The following is a 21,270-nucleotide window of genomic DNA, read 5'->3' as shown; positions in this document are numbered from 1 at the left end:
CCCGCACCAAGAGCCGGCTCCACAAGGCGTTTCGCACCATCGACGAACCGGGGAACGCAAGTCCGGCCCGCCCGTTAATAAGGCATAACCACTTAGAAAGGCACGGGAAATCCGGCCAGAAAGAACACTATGTTTGAGAAGATCCGTATCAAGGAACACATGGAAGTCGCCAATTCGGAAGGCCTGCATGTCGGCACGGTGGATGAAGTCACCGGCGACAAGATCAAGCTGACCAAGTCGGACAGCATGGACGACATGCACCACTTCCTGATGGTCGACGATGTCGAGGAAATCACCGAGAACCGCGTCGTGCTGAAGAAGGATGCGCGCATTCCGGAAGGTCTCGGCAACAAGGCGACCGCCGCCTCGTAAGAACCGACTAGACGTTACTGCCGCGCCCCGCGTGGTAGCAGCAGGAGCCCGGCTCCTCGCAAAAGCCTCAAGGAGGCTATGCGAGGGCCGGGCTTCTTGCGTTCAGGTGGGCGTTCAGGTCAGCATGGCCAGCGCGATCGTCGCAATCGTGGCGGTGACGGGCACGACCACGGTGACCATGCCGATATCCTTGTAAGCCTGCTTATGCGTCAGGCCGGTAATGGTCAGCATCGCGATGACCGCGCCGCAATGCGGCAGGGAATCGAGGCCTCCGCTGGCCATGGCGACCAGCCGGTGCAGCTTTTCCGGCGCAATACCCAGCGCGAGGTAGGGCTCCGCCAGCGTCGCCATGAAGATCTGCAGGCCGCCGGACGAGGATCCGGTGATGCCCGACACCGCGCTGGCAGCGGCGAACATGGAGACGAGCGGGGGCAGGTCGAGGCCGAGCACCGTCTGCGTGAACAGTGCAAACCCGCCCGTCTGCGCGACCACGCCGCCGAAGCCGATCACTGCCGATGTCGCCATCAGCGGCATGATCGCGTCCTGCGTTCCCTCCCCCAAGGCTCTTAGTGGTGCGCGCCTGACTGCAGGGAACAGCCCCAGCGCCACCACGCTCGCCAGCAGCAGCGCGATGGAGGGCCACAGCACCGGCTGGGCATTGGCGAATTGCAGCAAGGCGATGTCCCCGCCCGTCCCGGCCAGCGCCAGCAGGCGCGGAGCCAGGATCGTGCCGATCACCAGCACCAGGGGCAACACCGCCAGCCACCAGGGCGGCACGTCCTGCGCGATGCTGTCCAGGTCGGGAATGACATCGCGCGGACCGGGCTCGAACCGCTCGCCCGCGGCCTGCGCCCGGACCCGCTCCCGCTCGAGATAGGTCATGCCCAGGATAAACATCAGCGCCCCGCCGAACAGGCCCAGCCCGCTGGCGGCGAAGAGGTCCGTCCCCAAGGTCAGGGTCGGGATAACGTTGTGGATGGACGGCGTGCCCGGCAGCGCGGTCAGCGTGAATGTCCCTGCGCCCAGCGCCGCCGCGCCGCAGAACAGGCGCTTGGGAATGTCCGCTTCCTTCATCAGGCGCAGGCCGAGCGGGTACATGGCGAAGATCACCACGAACACCACCACCCCGCCATAGGTCAGCAGCGCGCAGGACAGCACCGTGATCCACAGCGCCCGCTGCGCCCCCAGCGCGCGGACCATGGCCATGGCGATGGAGGTCGCGGCATGGCTTTCACCCATCACGCGCCCGAACATGGCCCCGGCGGCGAACAGAAGGAAGAACCGCCCGGCAAAGGTAAAGGCGCCCAGATCGCCGAAAGTGTAGGCATTGGTCAGGCTGGCGGCGAGCGGCAGGCCGTTCGTGGCAATCACCAGCAGCGAACACAGGACCGATGCGAAGATGATGTTCACATCGCGCAGCGCCAGCCAGATCAGCAGGCCGAGCCCCGCCAGCAGTCCCATGATTCCCAGCATCCGCCCTCTCCCCTCGCCATGAAATACACCACAGCGAAGGCATCATGGGAAGCGCGGAATGGATGCGGCGTAACCGGTTGGGGACCCGGGTGCCGGGCGGACCCGCACGGCTAGATCATCAGGTCGATCACCGGCCAGATGAAGATCGCGGCCAGCGCGGCCATGGCAGCGGCAAATCCGCGCCCCATCGTGCGCCGCCTGCGCCCGACCCCGCTCCAGAACACGAAGGCGAGGATCAGCAGCAGCACCGTGCCGCCGATGCGGAAGATGAGATAGGCTGTCATGAGAAAACGAACCAGCCAAGCACGACAAGGCTAACCAAACCTATCAGCCCCGTTTTCCCATCGTACCAGTGCTGGTCCGGGCCAAACCGCTCGACAAGCTTTTCCAGCGCTGCGGGTGTATCGCGCCCATGCTTGTCTTCGATGTCCTCCTGATCGACCACGTCCGGCGCGATGAAACTTCTAAGGCCGTCGAAGAGCCACCAGACCGAGAGCGCCAGTGCAATCAGCACCAGCGCTCCCAATCCCAAGTTTTCGGCCATGTCGAAGATGCCTCACTGGCAGCTCAGGCATTCCTCGTAATCGGTCTGCTGTTCGCCCAGTTCGGCCTTCAGCTCGATTTCCTTGGCGCCCGACGTGTTGTCGGCCTCGACACCGCCGGCGAAGCCTGCGCGCTGCACGCTCTTCGAGCGGAGATAGTAAAGCGACTTGATGCCCTTCTCCCACGCCTGGAAGTGCAGCATCATCAGGTCCCACTTGTCGACATCGGCCGGGATGAACAGGTTCAGCGACTGGGCCTGGTCGATATAGGGCGCGCGGTCGGCGGCGAATTCGAGCAGATAGCGCTGGTCGATCTCGAAGCTGGTCTTGAACACCGCCTTTTCGTCCGGCGTCAGGAAATCGAGGTGCTGGACGCTGCCGCCCTTCTCCAGGATCGAGTTCCAGATATTGTTGGAATCCTTGCTCTTCTTCTGGAGCAGTTTTTCCAGATAGGGGTTCTTCACCACGAAGCTGCCGGACAGCGTCTTGTGGGTGTAGATATTGGCCGGGATCGGTTCGATGCAGGCGCTGGTGCCGCCGCAGATGATGCTGATCGACGCGGTCGGCGCGATCGCCATCTTGCAGCTGAAGCGTTCCATCGCGCCCATGTCGGCGGCATCGGGGCAGGGGCCGCGTTCCTTGGCCAGCATCAGCGACGCCTCTTCGGCGCGGGCGCTGATATGCTTGAACATCTTCTCGTTCCACGCCTTCGCCATCGGGCCTTCCATCGGCAGGCCCTTCGACTGGAGGAAGGAGTGGAAGCCCATGACGCCCAGGCCCACGCTGCGTTCGCGGTGCGCGGAATATTTCGCCCGTGCCATCTCGTCCGGCGCGCGGTCGATATAATCCTGCAGGACGTTGTCGAGGAAGCGCATCACGTCCTCGATGAAGGTCTTGTCGTCCTTCCACTCGTCCCATTTTTCCAGGTTGAGCGAGGACAGGCAGCACACCGCCGTGCGGTCGTTGCCGAGGTGGTCGATGCCGGTCGGCAGGGTGATCTCGCTGCACAGGTTCGAGGTCGACACCTTCAGGCCCAGGTCGCGGTGATGCTTGGGCATCATGCGGTTCACCGTGTCGCTGAACACGATGTAGGGTTCGCCCGTGGCCAGCCGCGTTTCGACCAGCTTCTGGAACAGGCTGCGCGCATTGACGGTGGAACGGACTTCGCCCGTCTTGGGCGATTTCAGCTCGAAATCGTCGCCTGCGCGGACCGCTTCCATGAATTCGTCGGTCAGCAGCACGCCGTGATGCAGGTTCAGCGCCTTGCGGTTGAAGTCGCCGCTGGGCTTGCGGATTTCGAGGAACTCCTCGATTTCCGGATGCGATACGTCGAGATAGCAGGCCGCGCTGCCGCGCCGCAGCGACCCCTGCGAAATGGCCAGCGTCAGGCTGTCCATCACGCGCACGAAGGGGATGATGCCGCTGGTCTTGCCGTTCAGGCCGACCGGTTCCCCGATGCCGCGCACATTGCCCCAATATGTGCCGATGCCGCCGCCCTTGGACGCCAGCCAGACGTTCTCGTTCCAGGTATCGACGATGCCGTTCAGGCTGTCGGACACCGAATTGAGGTAGCACGAGATGGGCAGGCCGCGATTGGTCCCGCCATTGGACAGGACCGGCGTTGCCGGCATGAACCACAGGCGGCTGACGTAATCGTACAGGCGCTGGGCATGGTCCTGATCGTCGGCATAGGCGTCGGCCACGCGGGCGAACAGGTCCTGGAAGCTTTCGCCGGGCAGCAGGTAACGGTCGATCAGCGTTTCCTTGCCGAATTCGGTCAGGTTCGCATCCCGCTCTGCGTTGGTCGTGATCGTGAAGCGGCGGTCGTTGACCTTCTTGCTGTCATCCTTCGCCGCGGCGACGGAGGCCATCGCCTTCGCCGCTTCGCCCATGGCGCCAGCGGTCGCGCCGGCAATGTCCTGTGCCAGTGCGTCGGTGCCGGGGTCGCTCTTGTCCATCGTTACGATGCTTTGCTGACTTGTATCTTCGGTTTTCTGCGCATCGTCGATATTATCGTCGATTGTTGTCTGTTGCACGCCATCATCCCGAAACTCCATCATCTCTTCCCCGTTAATAACCCGAACAAACGCGTGCGTTGAGTCCTCTCTCGCCTTCGAAAGCAGATGCGATCAAAGCGAGAAAACCCGTCAGACTGTGCGCTCCATCGACACATCATGTTGTGCGCCATGGATATGGTCTCAACTAAGGCTTGAGTTAATGATTCGTTTAACCGCTGTTGTCAACGACGCGAATCTGAACCTGAGATGGAATGCGATATGTCAATCTAGAACAGTATATTCAGGGAGAGCCACTTCCTGAATCTTTGCGACGAGGCAGGAAGTCGCTCTCCCTGACGTTATCGTTGACGACCGAGTGCCATTTCCAATCGGCTGTCCCCCGAATGATATCCACAACCCAGCGAGATTGGTTCACATAGCCCGCGATCTCAACCGGCACGCGACGTGTTTTCATTTTCTAGATCTCCGTCAGGGCATTTCAACATGAAGTGCCTCTTGCGGCCAACGGACACCAAATCTTGTGCCTCGGCAAGATGGTTAACGCCGAATCGTCATTTGTAGCGGGGACAAGGTTGTCGATATGTTCTCACCCCCCTGCTGCGACGCGTGGACAAAGCTGGGCTGGCGCGAGGCGCAAGGCCGAAAATAAAAAACGGCAAAAATTTTTCGCGGGAAAAAGCGCCTGCAGGGGCTTTGAATCAATCGAATCGAGGCGCGCAATTTTGCTTCGCGGTAAGGGGCGCGCACGCTCCCTCGAACGCGCTCCCTCGAACGCGCTCCCTCGAGCGCGCCCCCGCAACCGGTCAGGTGTCCGGGCGATTAGGCGGCAGAGCGCGCGTGGGCCGCGATGTCATCCGCGATCGGTTCCGCCAGTTCTACCGGCAGGTCGTGGCCCCAGCCGGGATAGGTCTTCAGCTTCGCACCGGGAATCGCGGCGGCGGTATCGCGCCCGCCCTCGACTTTCACCAGCGGGTCGTCCTCGCCATGCAGGACCAGCGTTGGAACCTTCACCGATTTCAGCCGGTCGCGGCGGTCGCCATCGTCGATGATCGCGGCCATCTGGCGCACCATGCCCTCGGGATAGACGCTGCGCCGCACGCTTTCGCGAACACGCTCGCGCTGCGCTTCCGGATCGGGGCGATAGCCGGGGCTGCCGATGGCGCGGGTGACGTTCAGCCCGTGCTCGACCAGCACTTCCTCCTCCATCGATTCGGGCCGCTTCGTCAGCGCCTGCATCGCAGCCTTCTCCGCCTGTGGCAGTTTCGGATTGCCGGTGGTGGAGAAGATCGAGGTCAGGCTAAGCAGGCGGTCCGCATGGTTCACCGCCATCAGCTGCGCTATCATGCCGCCCATGCTGGCGCCCACGACATGCGCTTTCTCTATGCCGAGGCTGGTCAGCAACGCCATGCCGTCATCCGCCATGTCGGACAGCGTATAGGGCACGCGCGGGCGCAGACCGATGCGGCGGAACAGGATGTGACGCACCATGCCCGGCGCCTTGGCCCCGCCCATTTTCTGGCTGAGCCCGATATCGCGATTGTCGTAGCGGATGACCCGGAAACCGCGCGCCACCAGCGCCTCGACCAGCTCCATCGGCCACATCGTCATCTGCGCGCCCAGCCCCATGACCAGCAGCACTGGCGGGTTCGCCGGATCGCCGTGGTCGTCGTAATGGAGGGTCAGGTTGTTGGCGGTGGCTTCGGGCATGCTGGTCTCTCTCCTTGGTCCTTGTTCTTGCGCGGCGCCGCTAGGGCACCAGCACCGTGTCGCGCGCGACCGGATCCGTTTCGGGATGGTCGAGCGTGAAGTGCAGCCCCCGGCTCTCGTGCCGCTGCAGCGCGCTCTCGACGATCAGGTAGGCCGCCTGGTGCAGGTTCCTGAGTTCGATGAGGTCGGTCGTCACGCGGAAACTGCCGTAATATTCGTCGATCTCCCGCCCCAGCAGGCGGATGCGGTGGCGGGCGCGCTCCAGCCGCTTGGTCGTGCGCACGATGCCGACATAGTTCCACATGAAGCGGCGCATCTCGGTCCAGTTCTGCTTGATCACGACTTCCTCGTCGGAATCGGTCACGCGGCTCTCGTCCCACGACTTGATCGCAGGCGGTTCCGGCAGTTCGTCCCAGCGCGCGAGGATGTCCTTGGCCGCCGCCTCGCCATAGACGAAGCATTCGAGCAGGCTGTTGGAGGCGAGGCGGTTCGCGCCGTGCAGCCCGCTCTCGGTGCATTCGCCCGCCGCCCACAGGCCAGGCAGGTCGGTGGCCGCGTCCAGCCCGACGATCACCCCGCCGCAGGTATAGTGTTGCGCCGGCACGACCGGTATCGGCTGCGTCGTCATGTCGATGCCGAGGCCGGACAGTTTCTCGTCAATGGTGGGGAAATGGGCGCGCACGAAATCGGCCGACTTGTGGCTGATATCGAGATGGACGTAATCGAGGCCGTAGCGCTTGATCTGGTCGTCGATCGCGCGGGCCACCACGTCGCGCGGGGCCAGTTCCATGCGTTCCGGATCGTAATCCGCCATGAAGCGGTGCCCGGTCTCCGGGTGCAGCAAGTGGCCCCCTTCACCCCGCACGGCCTCGGTGATGAGGAAGTTCTTGACCTCCAGATTGTAAAGGCAGGTGGGGTGGAACTGCATCATCTCCATGTTGGAGACGCGCGCGCCTGCCCGCCACGCCATCGCAATCCCGTCGCCCGTCGCGCCGCGCGGGGCGGTGCTGAACTGGTAGACCCGGCCCGCGCCGCCTGCCGCCAGCACGGTGGCGCGGGCGACATGCGCCTCAACCCGGCCGGTCGCCTCGTCCAGCGCATAGGCGCCCCACACGCGCCCGTCGCCCGAATATTTCTCGCCATTGCGGCTGGTGATGAGATCGACACAGGTGCGGCCCGGCAGCAGGGTGATGTTGCCATTGGCCTCCGCCGCCTTCAGCAGCGCCTCCTGCACCGCCCAGCCGGTCGCATCGTCGACATGGACGATGCGGCGGTGGGAATGCCCGCCTTCGCGGGTGAGGTGGAGGTCTCCCGAATCCCGGTTGAACGGCACGCCCAGCTCGCACAGGCGGTCGATGCTTTCGGGCGCACGCTCGATCACGAATTCGACCGTCTCCCGGTCGTTCAGGCCCGCGCCTGCCACCATCGTGTCGCGCACGTGGTTCTCGAAAGTGTCGCCTGCGTCGAGGACCGCAGCGATCCCCCCTTGCGCCCATGCGGTGGAGCCGCCGGTCAGCGAGCCCTTGGCCAGCACCAGCACGCGCTTGTGTTCGGCCAGCGCCAGCGCGGCGGTGAGTCCGGCGGCGCCGGAGCCAATGATCAGGATATCGTGTTCCATCGCCCTAGCCCCCGCCCGTCAGTTGCACGAACACGTCCTCCAGGTCCGCCTCGCGCGTGGTGACGTCCTCCACCGTATAGCCGTGGCTCTGGATCACGCCCAGCACCTGGCCTGCGCTCATCGCGTCGCGGTCGTAGGTCACTTCCAGCGTGCGCGGTTCGATCGTCTCGGCCTTCAGGAAGCCTTCCTCCATCACCGGGCCGCCCAGATCCTTGTCCACGGTGACGCGCACGATCTTCTCGCGCGCCATGCCGATCAGGTCCTGCGTCGGCTTGTTCGCGATCAGTTCGCCATTGCCGATGATGGCGATGCGGTCGCACAGCTCCTCCGCCTCTTCGAGGTAATGCGTGGTCAGCACGATGGTGACCCCCTGTTCGTTCAGCTGCGTCACCAGTTCCCACAGCTGCCGCCTCAGTTCCACGTCCACCCCGGCGGTGGGTTCGTCGAGCACGAGGATCGGGGGCGAATGCACCATCGCCTTGGCAATCAGCAGGCGGCGCTTCATTCCGCCCGACAGCGTGCGGGCATAGGCATCGCGCTTGTCCGACAGGCGCACCGCTTCCAGCAATTCCTCGCTCCGCCGATCGGCCTTGGGAATGCCGTAGAAGCCTGCCTGGTTCTCCAGCACTTCGTATGGGGTGAAGAACGGATCGAAGACGATTTCCTGCGGCACGATACCGATGGCGCGTTTCGCGTTGCGGCGCTGGGCGTCGATGTCGAAGCCCCAGATTTCCGCGCTGCCCGATGACTTGGAAACCAGGCCGGCAAGGATGTTGATCAGGGTCGACTTGCCCGCGCCATTGGGGCCCAGCAGGCCGAAGACCCCGCCCTGCGGAACATCGAAACTGACGCCTTTCAGCGCCAGCTTTCCCTCGGCGCCCTTTTCCCCGGCATAGCGTTTGACAAGGTCGCGGATCGCAATGGCGGGAGGCGTATCGGTCATGGCCATGCGCCTACGCCGGGCGGGGCCGCTGCGTCCAGTGCCCAGCGGCATTAACCCGCACGAAAGCCTGTTCCGGCGGGAAAGGGTTAATACCTGCCCAAGTATCGGTCGACGCGATGAAAAGCGAAACAGCTCGAAGCCGGCGGGACCGCATATCAAGGCCCCGCGCCGCTGCATTGCCGGGCGCGACGCTTGAAAGAGCGCTTGGCAGGGCGCTTGCCGGTGCCCTCGCGCTGTCATCCCTTGCCGCCAGCCCCGCCCATGCCCAGACCGCCGGCGATCCGGCGGCGAATGCCGCGAATGCCGATGCATCGGTTGGCATTTCCGCAGGCGCTGCGCTGCGTTCGACGCAGGACCTGGAACTCGGCTCGATCGTCGCCGGGCCGGGCGGAGGCACGTTTACCGTGCGGCCGGACGGGACCAGCGCCATGACCGGCAATCTGGTACCCGTGGGCGAGAATTATCCGGCGGCTTTCCGGCTGGATCGGCGAATCCTGATCGAATTTCCCGCCGGTTACGAACCGGACCTGCCCGATACGATCACGCTGGTCCACGTCGCCGACCCCTCGCACAGCATGACGGTCAGCGACATGACCAGCGATTTCGGCCGCACGATTCTTCAGGTCAGCCTGCCGTTCCTGCCGCCCATCCGCGTGCCCGCATGGCTCGGCCGGACCGAATACGATTTCCGGATCGGCGGAACCCTGACCGTGCCCGACGGCCAGCGCCCGGCCTCTACGAAGGCGCGTTCGAAGTCGTGGTCGAATTCCAGTAAGGCCCGCACAGCGTGAGCGGACTTCGTTAGCGCGCCCTTAACCATGTCCGGATGACGAGGGTTAACGGCTGGCTAGGTAAGGGTGCGGACATGGGATCGCTCCATTCACGTTTTCCGGCAATACCGGTGGCAGGTGTCTTCGCGCCTCTTGCGTCGCGCGCGCGTCAGGCGCTGCGTGCCGGAATGCGCGCGCCCATTGCCGTTCTTGCCATGCTGGCCATGCTGTTCGCGTCCTCCGGAGCGAGCGCGCAGACCTCGGCCAATGCCAATGCCAACGCATCGACGGCCGAAACCGCCGTCACAATCAGTACCGCCAGTTCCCTTTCCAATACCGGGGACCTCGATTTCGGCAGCATCATAGCAACCGGCGTCGCCGGAACCGTCAGCATCGCGCCGGACGGCACCGTCACCAATACCGGAGGGACGATTCCGATGGGCGGGTCGCGGGCGGCCAGTTTCCTGCTGGAACGCGATGTCGGGATCCAGTATCCCACCGGCTATTCGCCCATTCTTCCGAGCACGGTCGAAATTACGCACGAGACCGATCCGTCCGCGACAATGACGATCCGCGACCTGACTTCGGATTTCGATCGCACACGCCAGATCTTCATCTTTACCGTGCCGGGCTGGTGGGGCTTGACCGAGTATGATTTCCGGGTGGGTGGAACCCTGGAGGTTGCGGCGGACCAGTTGCCGGGCGTTTATACCGGCACGTTCACCGTGCAGGTCGACTTCCAGTAGGCTGCCGATTGCATTGCCACCCGCCCGTGGGCGCAGTATGGGCAATCGCATCATGAGCATCGCCCCTCCCGAAGTAAGCAAGGTCACCACCACCCGCGTGTGGTGCGATGGCGCGACCGACATCCGCAGCGGAGAGAATTATCGCCCCGCGGCTCTCGGCCATCCCAAGATCTACCTGCAGATCGACGAGCATGGTTATGTCGATTGCGGCTATTGCGACCGGCGCTTCGTGCTGGAAGGCGGCCCGGCGGACGGGGTCGACCAGTCGCAGCTGACGGACATTTCCGAAGGCGCCGATCCCGGCCACCGGTAAGCGCCGCCGGTCGGAATGGGCATGCGGCCCGCTCAATCCGGGTTCATGAAGCCATGCTATCATGGCCGCCCAGATCGAGGACCGTTTCCATGACCAACTCCTATCCCGCAGTAATTGCCGCCTTCGCGCTGGCTCTCTCGCCGGCCATTCCCGCCGCGGCGCAGGACGTGCCCACGCAGGGCAATCTGCTCGAAGAACAAAGCCTCCTGACAGAAGGCGAGGAACGTCTCGTCCGCCTGACCGAAAACCGCGTGGAGGGCGAGCCGCAGACCTGCCTGCCGCGCCGGGGCCTGCGCAACATGACCATCATCGAGGATACGGCCGTCGTGTTCGATTACGGCAGCACGATCTATGTGAGCTACCCCGCCCAGCCCGAACTGCTGAGCAAGCGCGACCGGCTGGTCACCCGGCGCAGCTTCGGCGGCCTGTGCAGCAACCACCTGATCCGGACCGAGGATCGCTCCAGCGGACACCCCACCGGGAACCTGTTCCTAGGCGACTTCATCCCCTTCACCCGCGCGTCGGACGAGGGGTAAGTCGGCGGATGGCGCTCACGCGGCGCGATTGGGCGAGCGAGGTCCTGCACATCTGGTTCGGCGTGCTTGGCCCCGCCGACTGGTTCGGCGGCGCCGATGCGGTCGATCGTTTGCTGGAACGGCGGTTTTCATCCGACTGGCAGCGGCTGAGGCATCGTCCGCCGGGCGAATTCCTGATCGATCCTCCCACGACGCTGGGCGCAATCATCCTGTTCGACCAGGTGCCGCGCAACCTGTTCGGCGGCACTGCGAAAGCGTTCGCCTCCGACCCGCTCGCGCTGGCGCTCAGCCATGCGGCGCTTCGCCGGGGCTGGCACCGCGCCATGGCCAGCGAGGAAATCCAGTTCCTCGCCATGCCGCTGATGCATAGCGAGGACCGGGCCGATCAGCGCCTGTGCGTGGAAATCTTCGCCCGCCACGTTCCCGGCGCGCTGTCCTTCGCCCGCAGTCACAAGGCGATGATCGACCGCTTCGGGCGCTTCCCCCATCGCAACGAAACGCTCGGCCGCAATACCACCCCGGCAGAGCAGCGCGCGATCGACGCCGGTTTCAGCTGGTAGCGATCAGGCCGCAGCGACGTTGGCCGCATACCATTCGCAAAAGTCCGACACAGGGCATTCGGCGCATTTCGGGCTGCGCGCCGTGCACACGCGCTTGCCGAACTGGATCAGCCAGAAATGTCCGTCGCGCATCGTCCAGCCGGGACTGCGTTCCTCAAGCTGCTGCGCCGTCCGATCCGCCGTCTTCGCCTGCGTCAGTCCGATGCGGTTGCACACGCGGTGGACGTGGGTGTCGACCGCGATCACGTCCTGCCCGAAGGTGAAGCTCAGCACGATATCGGCGCATTTGCGCCCGATGCCGGGCAGCGACAACAGACCCTCGCGCGTGTCCGGCACCGTGCCGCCATGCTCCGCCAGCAGCGCCTCGCAGAACATGCGGATATTGCGCGTTTTCATGTTGTAGAGGCCGCACGGCTTTATCGCCGCAGCAATGGCGCGGTCGTCCAGCACCAGCATGTCTTCCGGCGTCGTCGCCAGCGCGAACAGGGCGCGCGCCGCCTTCGCGGTATTGGTGTCGAGCGACTGGGCGCTGAGCATGCAGGAGATACAGCTGCGAAAGGCGTCGGGCTGCCCCTTGGGTCCCTTGGCATTCTTCGTGCGCCCCGGCATGGCCTGCGCCAGCCGCTGATACACCGTCTCGGTCTGCTCTTCGCTCAGCATGGATAGGGAACGCACGGGCGCAGCCGATGGTTGCGGGCATGTATTCCAACGGGAGCCGAACGATGACAGCCAATCCGCACGATTTCACCCTCAACCACACGATGCTGCGGGTGAAGGATCCGGAGAAAAGCCTCGCCTTCTATTGCGGCGTGCTGGGCATGACCCTGCTGCGCAAGGCGGATGTGGAGGCGGGCGAGTTCTCGCTCTATTTCCTCGGCTTCACGGATAGCGACGACGAAGTCCCGCAGGGCGATGCGGAAGCGACCGAATATGTCTTCAGCCGGCAAGGCGTTCTGGAGCTGACCCACAATTGGGGCACGGAAGACGAGGACGGCCCGGTCTATCACGATGGCAACGCGCAGCCGCAGGGCTTCGGCCACATCGCGCTCGACGTGCCGGACCTTGCAGCAGCGGTCGCGCATTTCGACGAGCACGGCGTCGAATTTCAGAAACGGCCGGAAGACGGCATGATGAAACAAATCGCCTTCATCAAGGACCCGGACGGCTACTGGATCGAGATCTTGAGCGCAAAGGCGATGGCCGGGCTCTAGGGGGCGCGTCCCCGGCCCGTCGCGCACAGCGCCTGCGCCGGGCAGTCCCCGCAGTGGAGAGCGGAGGGGCGGCAATAAGTCTGCCCGACCTTCTTCATCAGCAGGTGATGCTCGTCAAAATCGGCCGCGCTCCATTCGGGCGGCATCGCAGGCATGATCGCCTCGAAAGCCCGGTCATTGCTGGCCTTGGCCGGGACCAGTCCCATGCGCTGAAGGATGCGGGTGTGATGCCCGTCCAGCACGATGGCGCGGCGATCGAGCGTGCTGGCATTCATGACGCCCGCAGCGATTTTGCGCCCGATGCCGGGCAATTGCTCCAGCCAGCGCATCGCCTCGCCCGTCGCCATGTCCGCAAGATGCGACAGGTCCACGCGCCCGCGCCGTTCGATCAGCGCGCTAAGGCTCGCCTTCAGGCGCTCCGCCGCGATATTGGGATAGGTCTGGGTGGAAAGCTCGTCCTGCAATTGCTCCAGCGGCACCGCGGCCACCGCTTCCCAGCTGCCATGCCGGTCCAGCAGGCCCTGGGTGGCAGCATTGGAAATTTCGGATTTGGTGCGCGCCCCGATGACCCCCTGCACCAGCACCCATTCCGGCGCCCGCCACTCAGCCGCCGCCCGCTCGATCCGCCCGAACCGCTGGACCAGCAGCGGCTGCAGGCGCCGCAGCGTTTCGGTGCGCGGGTCCGGGCATAAGGGGAGTTGCATCGCCGTCTGGCTTACTGGCGAAGCTGTCCGCGAATCGCTCCCTTCGGATATTCGGCCGTGTGGACGTTGACGTAATAATTGCCGATCCCTTCGGCGAATGCTGCCTCGACCCAAGACGTGTCGCTGCTGCATCCGCGCCAGCCGCCTTCGGTCGCCTGCTTGAGCGGGAGCACCACCGGGCCATCCACGCCCGCCGGACCGCGGTGGATATGCGCACCGGTTATCGGAGCGAGGTTTTGCAGGTCATTCAAATCCCAGCATACGCGTGTAAGTTCATCGGCGAAGCTGATTTCCGCCGTCCCCGAGCCATTCGGATCGCCCGCATCGACCTCGTTCGCTCCGGACAATTCCGCCGTATAGGTCGACGAGATCGCTTCGGTATACGTTTGCTGGACGGTCTCGCACCCGGAAAGCGCGAATGCGGATGCGGCGAGAATGAGCGACTGGCGGATCATGGTTTTCCCCTGTGGCGACGGTAGATGTCGTGTGGGAAACGGGACGGACCGACCTACGTTCCGCCAGCCGCGCTCACTCCCATTCAATCGTCCCCGGCGGCTTCGACGTATAGTCGTAGACCACGCGGTTGATGCCCTGCACTTCGTTCACGATGCGGGTGGCGCAGCCGGTCAGGAAGGCGGCGTCGAAGGGGTAGACGTCGGCCGTCATGCCGTCGGTGCTGGTCACGGCGCGCAGGCCGCAGACGCTGTCATAGGTGCGTGCATCGCCCATCACGCCGACGGTCTTGACCGGCAGCAGCACGGCGAAGGCCTGCCAGATCGCATCGTACAGGCCCGCCTTGCGAATCTCGTCGAGATAGATCGCGTCGGCTTTCCTCAGGATGTCGCAGCGCTCCTTCGTCACCTCGCCCGGGATGCGGATGGCGAGGCCGGGCCCCGGGAACGGGTGGCGGCCGACGAACATGTCGGGCAGGCCCAGTTCGCGGCCCAGCTCGCGCACCTCGTCCTTGAACAATTCGCGCAAGGGTTCGACCAGCGCCATGTTCATGCGTTCGGGCAGGCCGCCGACATTGTGGTGGCTCTTGATCGTGACGCTGGGCCCGCCGGTGAAGCTGACGCTCTCGATAACGTCGGGATAGAGCGTGCCCTGCGCCAGCAAATCGGCACCACCGACATTCTTCGCCTCGGCCTCGAACACGTCGATGAAGGTCTTGCCGATGAACTTGCGCTTGGCCTCGGGATCGGTGACCCCGGCAAGGCCGCTCATGAACATCTCTTCCGCATCCACCACGACCAGCGGGATGTTGTAATGGTCGCGGAACATCGTCTCGACCTGTTCGCGTTCGTTCAGGCGCAGCAGGCCGTGATCGACGAAGACGCAGGTCAGCTGGTCGCCGATCGCCTCGTGGATCAGGATCGCCGCAACAGAGCTGTCGACGCCGCCGGACAGGCCGCAGATGACCTTCCTGTCGCCGACCTGTTCGCGAATCTCGCGCACTTTCGTTTCGCGATAGGCGGCCATCGTCCAGTCACCGGCCAGCCCGCAGACATGGCGCACGAAATTGGCGATCAGCTTGCCCCCGTCGGGCGTATGGACGACTTCGGGGTGGAACTGCGTGCCGTAGAACTTGCGGCTTTCGTCGGCGATGACCGCGAAGGGCGCGCCGTCGCTGGTGGCGACGATCTCGAACCCGTCGGCGAAGCGCGTGACCTTGTCGCCGTGGCTCATCCAGACCTGGTGCCGCTCGCCTTCCTGCCACAGCCCGTCGAACAGCGCGCAGTCCTTCGTCACGGTCAGGAAGGCGCGGCCGAATTCGCCGCCTTCACCGGTATCGTGACCCGGCCTCACCTCGCCGCCGAGCTGGTGCGTCATCACCTGCTGGCCATAGCAGATGCCCAGGATCGGGATGCCTGCCTCGAAAAAGGCGCCCGGCGCGCGCGGGCTGCCTTCCTCGGGTACGCCTGCGGGGGAACCGGACAGGATGATACCCTTGGGCCGGAGGCGTTCGAACGCTTCTTCCGCCTGCGTGAAGGGCGCGATCTCGGAGTAGACTCCCGCTTCGCGCACGCGGCGCGCGATCAGCTGGGTCACCTGGCTGCCGAAATCGACGATGAGGATGGAATCGGGGAGATGGTCTGGCTGCATGGCCATGTGCGTTACGGGCGGGTGCAATTCCTGTCCAGCGAGGCGCGGCACATGGATGTGGCGCAAGGCGGCAGCGGCGCATCACCATGACGACGACAACCCCTTATATGTTGCAAAAAACTGCACAGAAGATGCGATTATCTCGCTTTTGGTTACTGCCATGTAACGCTAGATAGCCCCTCGAAGCCGGGCGGTGGCAGTCCTCTCTCCCTCCCTAGACACCCCGTCCGGCCCTTCAGCAGGTTTAAAACCGGCTCCCAAGGCCGGCTTCCTGCAGGCCCGGCGAGACATTTCTCCCGGCCAGGTGTTGCTGCCGCGAAATCCGGGACTGCCGGGCGGAGCGGGCGGCATTCACTCGAACAGGCCGCGCGGTGGTGTGAGACCCTTTCTCCTCTCTCCCCCCTCGACCGGGTCCATATCCCGCGCGGTTTCGAGTTTCATGGATTTCCCTGCACCCTGCTGTAACCGCGCCGCCCTGCCGGCCGTATTGCTCGGGGATCAGGATAACAGCCTTACCCGGTCCTTCCGGGTCGCCGCCCCTCATGAAGGGGCGATAGCGTGTGGTCCGCCGGTATACCCCCCTCCCCCAAGACCGGCGGACCATGCGCGAAAGCCGCGCAAAGACAGCCGGGCATGATTCGATCAGGCCCGCCGGTCCGCCATGTCCCGCAATTCGGTCTTCAGCAGCTTGCCGATATGGCTGCGCGGCATCTCGTCGATGGCATGAAGGCCCGACAGGCGCTGCGTCTTGCCGACATTGCCGTTCACGCCGGCAAGGATATCGGCAACCTCGTCCCGGCTCACACCTGCCTCCAGCCGGACGAAGCCCAGCGGCGTTTCGCCCCATTGCGGGCTGGGCACGCCGATCACGGCCGCCTCCGCCACGCGCGGATCCTTTTCCAGTTCCGCCTCCAGGTCGCTGGGGAAGATGTTGAAGCCGCCGGAAATGATCATGTCCTTCGCGCGGCCGACCAGCTCCACGAAGCCGTCGGCATCGACCCGCCCGATATCGCCCATGCGCTGCCAGACCTCGCCCGATGCGGGATCGATCCAGTATCCCTCGCGCGTTTTTTCGGGCTGGTTCTTGTATCCCGCCATCATCGTCTGGGAGCGTCCGATCAGGTTGCCCGGCTCGCCTGCGGGTACGGGCCGGTCGTCGTCGTCCAGCACCATCAGCTCGCTGCCGGGCGCAGGGCGGCCCACCGTATGCAGCTTGTCCGGGAATTCATGCGCCTGCAGCAGGCAGACGACGCCGCCTTCGGTCATGGAATAAATCTCGATCAGGGCGCCGGGCATCCTGTCCAGCACCTGTCGCTTCAGCGCGGCGGGGAACGGTGCGCTGGTGCAATATTTCAGCTTCAGCGCGGACAGGTCGAATTCGTCCAGGCGCGGTTCGTCCATCAGCCGCTGGTATTGCACCGGCACCAGCATCGTGATGGCGACGCCAAACCGCTGCGCGGTGGCGAGCCAGTCCACCGTCTTGAACTTGCCCATGATGTTCACCGTCCCGCCGGCCAGCAGGATGGGGAGGAAGGCGACCATGGTGGTGTTGGAATAAAGCGGCGTGGAGGCAAGGCTGACGGGATCGACGCCGGCCTTCAGGTAGGACAGACCCGTAGCCGCGAACTGCGTCCAGCGCATGGCGTGCGAATGAACGATCCCCTTCGGCGTACCGGTCGTGCCGCTGGAATAGATGATGTTGAAGGGGTCCGATTTCTCCGGCGTGACTGGCGGGGCCGCAGTCCCTTCGGGCGCCATCCAGGCGTCCAGTTCCTCGTCCAGCACGATGCGCTGCAGGCCGGGCATGAAATCCTCGCCCAGTTCACCAAGCTTGGCCCGGTCGATGAACAGGTGCGCCGCGCCCGAATCGCTGGCCATGCCCTCCAGCTGCTGCGGGCTGGCGCTGGTGGTGAGCGGGGCCGCCACCCCGCCCGCGCGCACCGCGGCGAGGAAGACGAGCGCATAGGGAACGCCCGACGTGCCGAGGATGGCGACCGACTGCCCGCGCTCCAGGCCGGTTTCGACCAGGCGCGCTGCAATGCGTTCTATCAGGGCATGCATCGCGGACCAGCTCAGCTCTGCCGAGGTATCGCGCAGGGCAATCGCGTCCGGCTGGCGTCTGACCCAGAAACCCAGCATTTCGCTGAAGGAATGGAAGGGCTTTTCGAGGAATGCCTGTCCGGCGATGTCGTGATCGGTCATGCGCTTTCTTTTAGGGCGCACCGACCCCGTGTCGAGAGCACGCAGGCCTTGCGCCGCCTCAGCCTCCGGAAAGGGAGCCGAGGGCGAAGGCGAGGATTACCCCCAGCGCCGTCGCGACGCCGGCCCAGTGCCGGTCTTCGCGGAAGGCCTTGGGAAACACCTCCGTCGCGAGGCTGGCGACCACCGCCCCTGCGGCAAAGCAGCGGATGGCGGCCAGCGTTTCGTCGCCCGCACCGGCAAGGGCGACATTCCCCACGACGGCTGCTGCGGACAGGAGCATAGCGGTCGCGATCCACAGGGCGATGACCCGCCCGCGCGAACGCCCTCCGCTCGCCATTTCCCGTGCGCCGCCGGCCGCCTCGGGCAGGTTGGAGAGCAGGATGGACCCGGCGAGCGCTGCGACTTCCGCCGGGCCAGCGCCGATCAGCGCGACGCCCAGCGCCAGGTTCTCCGGCACACCGTCCAGTGTAATGGCCGCCAGCAGGCCGCCGCCTGAATCGCTGCCCCATTTCTCGTCGACGAAATAGTCGAGCAGCGAAAACACGATTGCGCCTGCGGCAAGCCCGGCCATCGCGATCCAGACGGAGCCTGCCTCGATACTGGGTTCGACCAGCTCGCTCACCACGGATACCAGCAACGCCCCGCCCGCCAGCGCGATCAGGAACCCTTCCGTGGCAGGCTTCATCCGCCCGAAGACGCCCCATGCCGCCCCGGCGACCAGCGCGCCCGACACCACCCCCACCACGACCAGCATCATTACCATGAAGCGCGAACGCACGGCCCCGCGAAAGGGTTGCAGGCAGGGGGAAATTCGGGCGGTGGAAAATAGCTGGCAAAATGCCGCCTATTGCTTGGGATTCCGCCCGTCTGCGACTATATGCAGGGGATGGACGAAAACACTTCCCAGCAGCCGGAAAACGCAGCCGCCACTCCCGATAACGGGGCGAAGCGGATGGGCGAATACGGCGCCGATTCCATCAAGGTTCTGAAAGGGCTGGACGCCGTGCGCAAGCGGCCCGGCATGTATATCGGCGACACCGACGACGGCAGCGGCCTGCACCACATGGTGTTCGAGGTGTCGGACAACGCCATCGACGAGGCGCTGGCCGGTCACTGCGACCTGGTGCTGATCGAGCTCAACCCCGATGGCAGCGTCTCGGTCGAGGACAATGGCCGCGGCATCCCGGTCGACATGCACAAGGAAGAAGGCGTGTCGGCGGCGGAGGTTATCATGACCCAGCTGCACGCCGGCGGGAAGTTCGAGAACACCTCCGACGACAATGCCTACAAGGTGTCGGGCGGTCTGCACGGCGTGGGCGTGTCGGTGGTGAACGCCCTGTCGCAATGGCTGGAACTAACCATCTGGCGCGACGGCAAGGTCCACGAGATGCGGTTCGAGGACGGCGACGCGGTAAAGAGCCTCGAAGTCACCGGCGATGCCCCGAAGGTTGAACAGAACCCCGACGACAATGGCTTCAAGAAGGGGACCCGCGTCACCTTCATGCCGAGCCACGACACGTTCAAGAACGTGACCGAGTTCGATTTCGACAAGCTGGAGCACCGGTACCGCGAGCTGGCCTTCCTCAATTCCGGCGTGCGCATACTGCTGCGCGACAACCGGCCCGAGGAAGCGCTGGAGCACGACCTGTTCTACGAAGGCGGCATCGCGGCCTTCGTCAAATATCTCGACCGCAACAAGCAGCCGCTGATTTCCGAGCCGATCTCCGTTTCCGCGGAGAAGGACGGCATCGGTATCGACGTCGCGCTGGAATGGAACGACAGCTATTACGAGAACGTCCTCACCTTCACGAACAATATTCCGCAGCGCGATGGCGGTACGCACCTCGCGGCCTTCCGCTCCGCGCTGACCCGCACGCTGAACAATTATGCGACCACCAGCGGGCTGATGAAGAAGGAAAAGGTCAGCCTGTCGGGCGAGGACATGCGCGAAGGCCTGACCGCCATCGTCAGCGTCAAGCTGCCCGATCCCAAGTTCGGCAGCCAGACGAAGGACAAGCTGGTCTCTTCCGAAGTGCGCCAGCCGCTGGAATCGCTGATGGGCGAGAAAATGACCGAATGGCTGGAGGAAAACCCGGCCGACGCGAAGGCCATTATCCAGAAGATCATCGACGCCGCTGCCGCCCGCGAGGCTGCGCGCCGCGCCCGCGAGATGAGCCGCAAGGGCGCGATGAGTGTCGCCAGCCTGCCCGGCAAGCTGGCCGATTGCCAGGACCGCAATCCCGCCAATTGCGAGCTGTTCCTGGTGGAGGGCGATTCGGCAGGGGGCAGCGCGAAGCAGGCCCGCGACCGCAAGACGCAGGCCATCCTTCCGCTCAAGGGCAAGATCCTGAACGTGGAACGCGCCCGGTTCGACCGGATCATCTCGTCCAAGGAAGTGGGCACGCTGATCCAGGCGATGGGGACCGGCCTGCGCGACGAATTCAACCTTGAAAAGCTGCGCTATCACAAGATCGTGATCATGACCGACGCCGATGTCGACGGCGCGCATATCCGCACGTTGCTGCTGACCTTCTTCCACCGGCAAATGCCGGACATCGTGAAGGCCGGGCATCTTTTCATCGCTCAACCGCCGCTCTACAAGGTCGCCAAGGGCCGCAGCGAAGTCTATCTGAAGGACGACCGCGAGCTGGACCGTTACCTGATCGACGGCGGCCTGCAGGGGCGCATGCTGGACGACGGCAGCACGCAGCGCGCCGGGGACGACCTGCGCGCGCTGGTCGAGCACGGCCTGAGGATGCGCAATTTGATCGCCTTCGCCCCGCGCAAGTACAGCGACAAGATCATTGAGGAAATGGCGCTCGCCGGCGTCCTCGACCCCGAAGGCACGGCCAGTGCCGCAGCGATGGAAAAGGCCGCACGGCGCCTGAACATGGGCGATCTGGAGGCGGAATGGACCGCCTCGGTGACCGATGACGGCGGGGTGCGGTTCGAACGCCTTTGGCGCGGCGTGACCGACGTCCACCTGATCGAGGCGAAGTTCCTCGACAGCGCCGAGGCGCGCAAGCTGCACGCCGTCGCTCAGGAGCAAGCGGACAACTACGACACCGCTGCGCGCCTCGTGCGGTCTTCCAGCGGGGAAACCGCCGCTCCCGATCCCGAAAGCAACGAAGAAGTCGACAGTGAAAGCCCGTCCTTCACCGACGACGATGCCATCACGCGCCCGACGCAGCTGCTCGATGCCGTGCTGGCCGCGGGCCGCAAGGGCCTGTCCATCGCCCGCTACAAGGGTCTGGGCGAGATGAACGCGGAGCAGCTGTGGGAGACCACGCTCGATCCCGATCACCGCGTGCTGCTGCAGGTGAAGGTCGAGGATGCCGACGTGACCGACGAGATCTTCACCCGCCTGATGGGCGACGTTGTCGAACCGCGCCGCGAATTCATCCAGGACAATGCGCTGAACGTGGCGAACCTGGATGTCTGATCCTGCGGGA

22 protein-coding genes are annotated in these 21,270 nt (G+C 64.6%); 8 read left to right on the top strand and 14 right to left on the bottom strand.

Going from position 1 to position 21,270, the window contains the following annotated elements:
• The first annotated feature begins 129 nt into the window (after positions 1 to 129).
• Positions 130 to 372 (top strand): DUF2171 domain-containing protein, encoded by a 243-nt coding sequence (locus ACGHJ7_RS06415; protein ID WP_390475562.1) that lies wholly within the window; start codon positions 130 to 132, stop codon positions 370 to 372.
• Positions 373 to 486: 114 nt separating this feature from the next.
• Here the strand turns inward: ACGHJ7_RS06415 and ACGHJ7_RS06410 are convergent, their stop codons facing one another.
• The 8 genes from ACGHJ7_RS06410 to ACGHJ7_RS06375 all read right to left on the bottom strand — a co-directional run bounded on the left by ACGHJ7_RS06410 (position 487) and on the right by ACGHJ7_RS06375 (position 8,673).
• On the bottom strand, positions 487 to 1,845 hold the full coding sequence (locus tag ACGHJ7_RS06410) for a GntP family permease (protein WP_390475560.1): 1,359 nt from the start codon (positions 1,843 to 1,845) through the stop codon (positions 487 to 489).
• 110 nt (positions 1,846 to 1,955) lie between these two features.
• Positions 1,956 to 2,129 (bottom strand): hypothetical protein, encoded by a 174-nt coding sequence (locus ACGHJ7_RS06405; protein WP_390475558.1) that lies wholly within the window; start codon positions 2,127 to 2,129, stop codon positions 1,956 to 1,958.
• Positions 2,126 to 2,389, bottom strand: a complete 264-nt coding sequence (locus ACGHJ7_RS06400; RefSeq protein ID WP_390475556.1) for a hypothetical protein — start codon at positions 2,387 to 2,389, stop codon at positions 2,126 to 2,128. The genes ACGHJ7_RS06405 and ACGHJ7_RS06400 overlap by 4 nt, the downstream gene beginning before the upstream one ends.
• 12 nt (positions 2,390 to 2,401) lie before the next feature.
• A complete protein-coding gene (locus ACGHJ7_RS06395; RefSeq protein WP_390475620.1) occupies positions 2,402 to 4,444 on the bottom strand; it encodes a ribonucleoside-diphosphate reductase subunit alpha in 2,043 nt (680 codons plus the stop codon).
• A 241-nt stretch (positions 4,445 to 4,685) separates the two neighbouring features.
• Positions 4,686 to 4,859 carry a hypothetical protein gene (locus tag ACGHJ7_RS06390; RefSeq protein WP_390475555.1) on the bottom strand — a complete coding sequence of 58 codons (174 nt, stop codon included), beginning with the start codon at positions 4,857 to 4,859 and terminating at the stop codon, positions 4,686 to 4,688.
• Positions 4,860 to 5,224: 365 nt separating this feature from the next.
• Positions 5,225 to 6,112, bottom strand: coding sequence for an alpha/beta fold hydrolase (locus tag ACGHJ7_RS06385; RefSeq protein WP_390475553.1), 888 nt, complete (start codon positions 6,110 to 6,112; stop codon positions 5,225 to 5,227).
• A 40-nt stretch (positions 6,113 to 6,152) separates the two neighbouring features.
• On the bottom strand, positions 6,153 to 7,730 hold the full coding sequence (nadB, locus tag ACGHJ7_RS06380) for an L-aspartate oxidase (protein WP_390475551.1): 1,578 nt from the start codon (positions 7,728 to 7,730) through the stop codon (positions 6,153 to 6,155).
• Between the two features lie 4 nt (positions 7,731 to 7,734).
• Positions 7,735 to 8,673: an ABC transporter ATP-binding protein gene (locus ACGHJ7_RS06375; protein WP_390475548.1), complete on the bottom strand. Its 939-nt coding sequence runs from the start codon at positions 8,671 to 8,673 to the stop codon at positions 7,735 to 7,737.
• A 116-nt stretch (positions 8,674 to 8,789) separates the two neighbouring features.
• Between ACGHJ7_RS06375 and ACGHJ7_RS06370 the strand changes: the two genes are divergently transcribed.
• The 5 genes from ACGHJ7_RS06370 to ACGHJ7_RS06350 all read left to right on the top strand — a co-directional run bounded on the left by ACGHJ7_RS06370 (position 8,790) and on the right by ACGHJ7_RS06350 (position 11,598).
• Entirely contained in the window at positions 8,790 to 9,464 is a 675-nt protein-coding gene (locus ACGHJ7_RS06370; protein WP_390475546.1) for a DUF4402 domain-containing protein, read from the top strand.
• Positions 9,465 to 9,631: 167 nt separating this feature from the next.
• Positions 9,632 to 10,189 carry a DUF4402 domain-containing protein gene (locus tag ACGHJ7_RS06365; RefSeq protein ID WP_390475543.1) on the top strand — a complete coding sequence of 186 codons (558 nt, stop codon included), beginning with the start codon at positions 9,632 to 9,634 and terminating at the stop codon, positions 10,187 to 10,189.
• A 52-nt stretch (positions 10,190 to 10,241) separates the two neighbouring features.
• The gene (locus ACGHJ7_RS06360; protein WP_390475537.1) at positions 10,242 to 10,502 is read left to right on the top strand and encodes a zinc-finger domain-containing protein; all 261 of its coding nucleotides are present in this window, start codon (positions 10,242 to 10,244) and stop codon (positions 10,500 to 10,502) included.
• Between the two features lie 89 nt (positions 10,503 to 10,591).
• Positions 10,592 to 11,038, top strand: a complete 447-nt coding sequence (locus ACGHJ7_RS06355) for a hypothetical protein (protein WP_390475534.1) — start codon at positions 10,592 to 10,594, stop codon at positions 11,036 to 11,038.
• 8 nt (positions 11,039 to 11,046) lie between these two features.
• On the top strand, positions 11,047 to 11,598 hold the full coding sequence (locus ACGHJ7_RS06350) for a DUF924 family protein (protein WP_390475531.1): 552 nt from the start codon (positions 11,047 to 11,049) through the stop codon (positions 11,596 to 11,598).
• A gap of 3 nt (positions 11,599 to 11,601) precedes the next feature.
• Here the strand turns inward: ACGHJ7_RS06350 and nth (ACGHJ7_RS06345) are convergent, their stop codons facing one another.
• The gene (nth, locus tag ACGHJ7_RS06345) at positions 11,602 to 12,258 is read right to left on the bottom strand and encodes an endonuclease III domain-containing protein (RefSeq protein WP_390475529.1); all 657 of its coding nucleotides are present in this window, start codon (positions 12,256 to 12,258) and stop codon (positions 11,602 to 11,604) included.
• Positions 12,259 to 12,320: 62 nt separating this feature from the next.
• Between nth (ACGHJ7_RS06345) and gloA the strand changes: the two genes are divergently transcribed.
• Entirely contained in the window at positions 12,321 to 12,809 is a 489-nt protein-coding gene (gene gloA, locus ACGHJ7_RS06340) for a lactoylglutathione lyase (RefSeq protein WP_390475528.1), read from the top strand.
• Here gloA and nth (ACGHJ7_RS06335) read toward each other — a convergent pair.
• The 5 genes from nth (ACGHJ7_RS06335) to ACGHJ7_RS06315 all read right to left on the bottom strand — a co-directional run bounded on the left by nth (ACGHJ7_RS06335) (position 12,806) and on the right by ACGHJ7_RS06315 (position 18,581).
• Complete coding sequence (gene nth, locus ACGHJ7_RS06335) at positions 12,806 to 13,513, bottom strand: endonuclease III domain-containing protein (protein ID WP_390475526.1); 708 nt, start codon at positions 13,511 to 13,513, stop codon at positions 12,806 to 12,808. The two genes, gloA and nth (ACGHJ7_RS06335), sit on opposite strands and share 4 nt — an antisense overlap.
• Before the next feature lie 11 nt (positions 13,514 to 13,524).
• The gene (locus ACGHJ7_RS06330) at positions 13,525 to 13,968 is read right to left on the bottom strand and encodes a CHRD domain-containing protein (protein WP_390475525.1); all 444 of its coding nucleotides are present in this window, start codon (positions 13,966 to 13,968) and stop codon (positions 13,525 to 13,527) included.
• Positions 13,969 to 14,041: 73 nt separating this feature from the next.
• The gene (guaA, locus tag ACGHJ7_RS06325) at positions 14,042 to 15,616 is read right to left on the bottom strand and encodes a glutamine-hydrolyzing GMP synthase (protein ID WP_390475618.1); all 1,575 of its coding nucleotides are present in this window, start codon (positions 15,614 to 15,616) and stop codon (positions 14,042 to 14,044) included.
• Positions 15,617 to 16,258: 642 nt separating this feature from the next.
• On the bottom strand, positions 16,259 to 17,818 hold the full coding sequence (locus tag ACGHJ7_RS06320) for a class I adenylate-forming enzyme family protein (RefSeq protein ID WP_390475523.1): 1,560 nt from the start codon (positions 17,816 to 17,818) through the stop codon (positions 16,259 to 16,261).
• 58 nt (positions 17,819 to 17,876) lie between these two features.
• Entirely contained in the window at positions 17,877 to 18,581 is a 705-nt protein-coding gene (locus tag ACGHJ7_RS06315; RefSeq protein WP_390475520.1) for a ZIP family metal transporter, read from the bottom strand.
• A gap of 123 nt (positions 18,582 to 18,704) precedes the next feature.
• Between ACGHJ7_RS06315 and gyrB the strand changes: the two genes are divergently transcribed.
• Positions 18,705 to 21,260: a DNA topoisomerase (ATP-hydrolyzing) subunit B gene (gene gyrB / locus ACGHJ7_RS06310; protein WP_390475518.1), complete on the top strand. Its 2,556-nt coding sequence runs from the start codon at positions 18,705 to 18,707 to the stop codon at positions 21,258 to 21,260.
• Positions 21,261 to 21,270 lie beyond the last annotated feature (10 nt).

This window comes from Altererythrobacter sp. MTPC7 (assembly GCF_042851395.1).
In the GTDB taxonomy this organism is placed as follows: Bacteria; Pseudomonadota; Alphaproteobacteria; order Sphingomonadales; family Sphingomonadaceae; genus CAJXSN01.
This window is presented reverse-complemented; position numbering and strand designations above follow the sequence as displayed.

Excerpts from the sequence above, each read along its gene's own strand:
- ACGHJ7_RS06415 (WP_390475562.1), top strand. The coding sequence starts at position 130 with ATGTTTGAGAAGATCCGTATCAAGGAACACATGGAAGTCGCCAATTCG.
- ACGHJ7_RS06410 (WP_390475560.1), bottom strand. The coding sequence starts at position 1,845 with ATGCTGGGAATCATGGGACTGCTGGCGGGGCTCGGCCTGCTGATCTGG.
- ACGHJ7_RS06405 (WP_390475558.1), bottom strand. The coding sequence starts at position 2,129 with ATGACAGCCTATCTCATCTTCCGCATCGGCGGCACGGTGCTGCTGCTG.
- ACGHJ7_RS06400 (WP_390475556.1), bottom strand. The coding sequence starts at position 2,389 with ATGGCCGAAAACTTGGGATTGGGAGCGCTGGTGCTGATTGCACTGGCG.
- ACGHJ7_RS06395 (WP_390475620.1), bottom strand. The coding sequence starts at position 4,444 with ATGGAGTTTCGGGATGATGGCGTGCAACAGACAACAATCGACGATAAT.
- ACGHJ7_RS06390 (WP_390475555.1), bottom strand. The coding sequence starts at position 4,859 with ATGAAAACACGTCGCGTGCCGGTTGAGATCGCGGGCTATGTGAACCAA.
- ACGHJ7_RS06385 (WP_390475553.1), bottom strand. The coding sequence starts at position 6,112 with ATGCCCGAAGCCACCGCCAACAACCTGACCCTCCATTACGACGACCAC.
- nadB (WP_390475551.1), bottom strand. The coding sequence starts at position 7,730 with ATGGAACACGATATCCTGATCATTGGCTCCGGCGCCGCCGGACTCACC.
- ACGHJ7_RS06375 (WP_390475548.1), bottom strand. The coding sequence starts at position 8,673 with ATGACCGATACGCCTCCCGCCATTGCGATCCGCGACCTTGTCAAACGC.
- ACGHJ7_RS06370 (WP_390475546.1), top strand. The coding sequence starts at position 8,790 with ATGAAAAGCGAAACAGCTCGAAGCCGGCGGGACCGCATATCAAGGCCC.
- ACGHJ7_RS06365 (WP_390475543.1), top strand. The coding sequence starts at position 9,632 with ATGCGCGCGCCCATTGCCGTTCTTGCCATGCTGGCCATGCTGTTCGCG.
- ACGHJ7_RS06360 (WP_390475537.1), top strand. The coding sequence starts at position 10,242 with ATGAGCATCGCCCCTCCCGAAGTAAGCAAGGTCACCACCACCCGCGTG.
- ACGHJ7_RS06355 (WP_390475534.1), top strand. The coding sequence starts at position 10,592 with ATGACCAACTCCTATCCCGCAGTAATTGCCGCCTTCGCGCTGGCTCTC.
- ACGHJ7_RS06350 (WP_390475531.1), top strand. The coding sequence starts at position 11,047 with ATGGCGCTCACGCGGCGCGATTGGGCGAGCGAGGTCCTGCACATCTGG.
- nth (WP_390475529.1), bottom strand. The coding sequence starts at position 12,258 with ATGCTGAGCGAAGAGCAGACCGAGACGGTGTATCAGCGGCTGGCGCAG.
- gloA (WP_390475528.1), top strand. The coding sequence starts at position 12,321 with ATGACAGCCAATCCGCACGATTTCACCCTCAACCACACGATGCTGCGG.
- nth (WP_390475526.1), bottom strand. The coding sequence starts at position 13,513 with ATGCAACTCCCCTTATGCCCGGACCCGCGCACCGAAACGCTGCGGCGC.
- ACGHJ7_RS06330 (WP_390475525.1), bottom strand. The coding sequence starts at position 13,968 with ATGATCCGCCAGTCGCTCATTCTCGCCGCATCCGCATTCGCGCTTTCC.
- guaA (WP_390475618.1), bottom strand. The coding sequence starts at position 15,616 with ATGCAGCCAGACCATCTCCCCGATTCCATCCTCATCGTCGATTTCGGC.
- ACGHJ7_RS06320 (WP_390475523.1), bottom strand. The coding sequence starts at position 17,818 with ATGACCGATCACGACATCGCCGGACAGGCATTCCTCGAAAAGCCCTTC.
- ACGHJ7_RS06315 (WP_390475520.1), bottom strand. The coding sequence starts at position 18,581 with ATGGTAATGATGCTGGTCGTGGTGGGGGTGGTGTCGGGCGCGCTGGTC.
- gyrB (WP_390475518.1), top strand. The coding sequence starts at position 18,705 with ATGGACGAAAACACTTCCCAGCAGCCGGAAAACGCAGCCGCCACTCCC.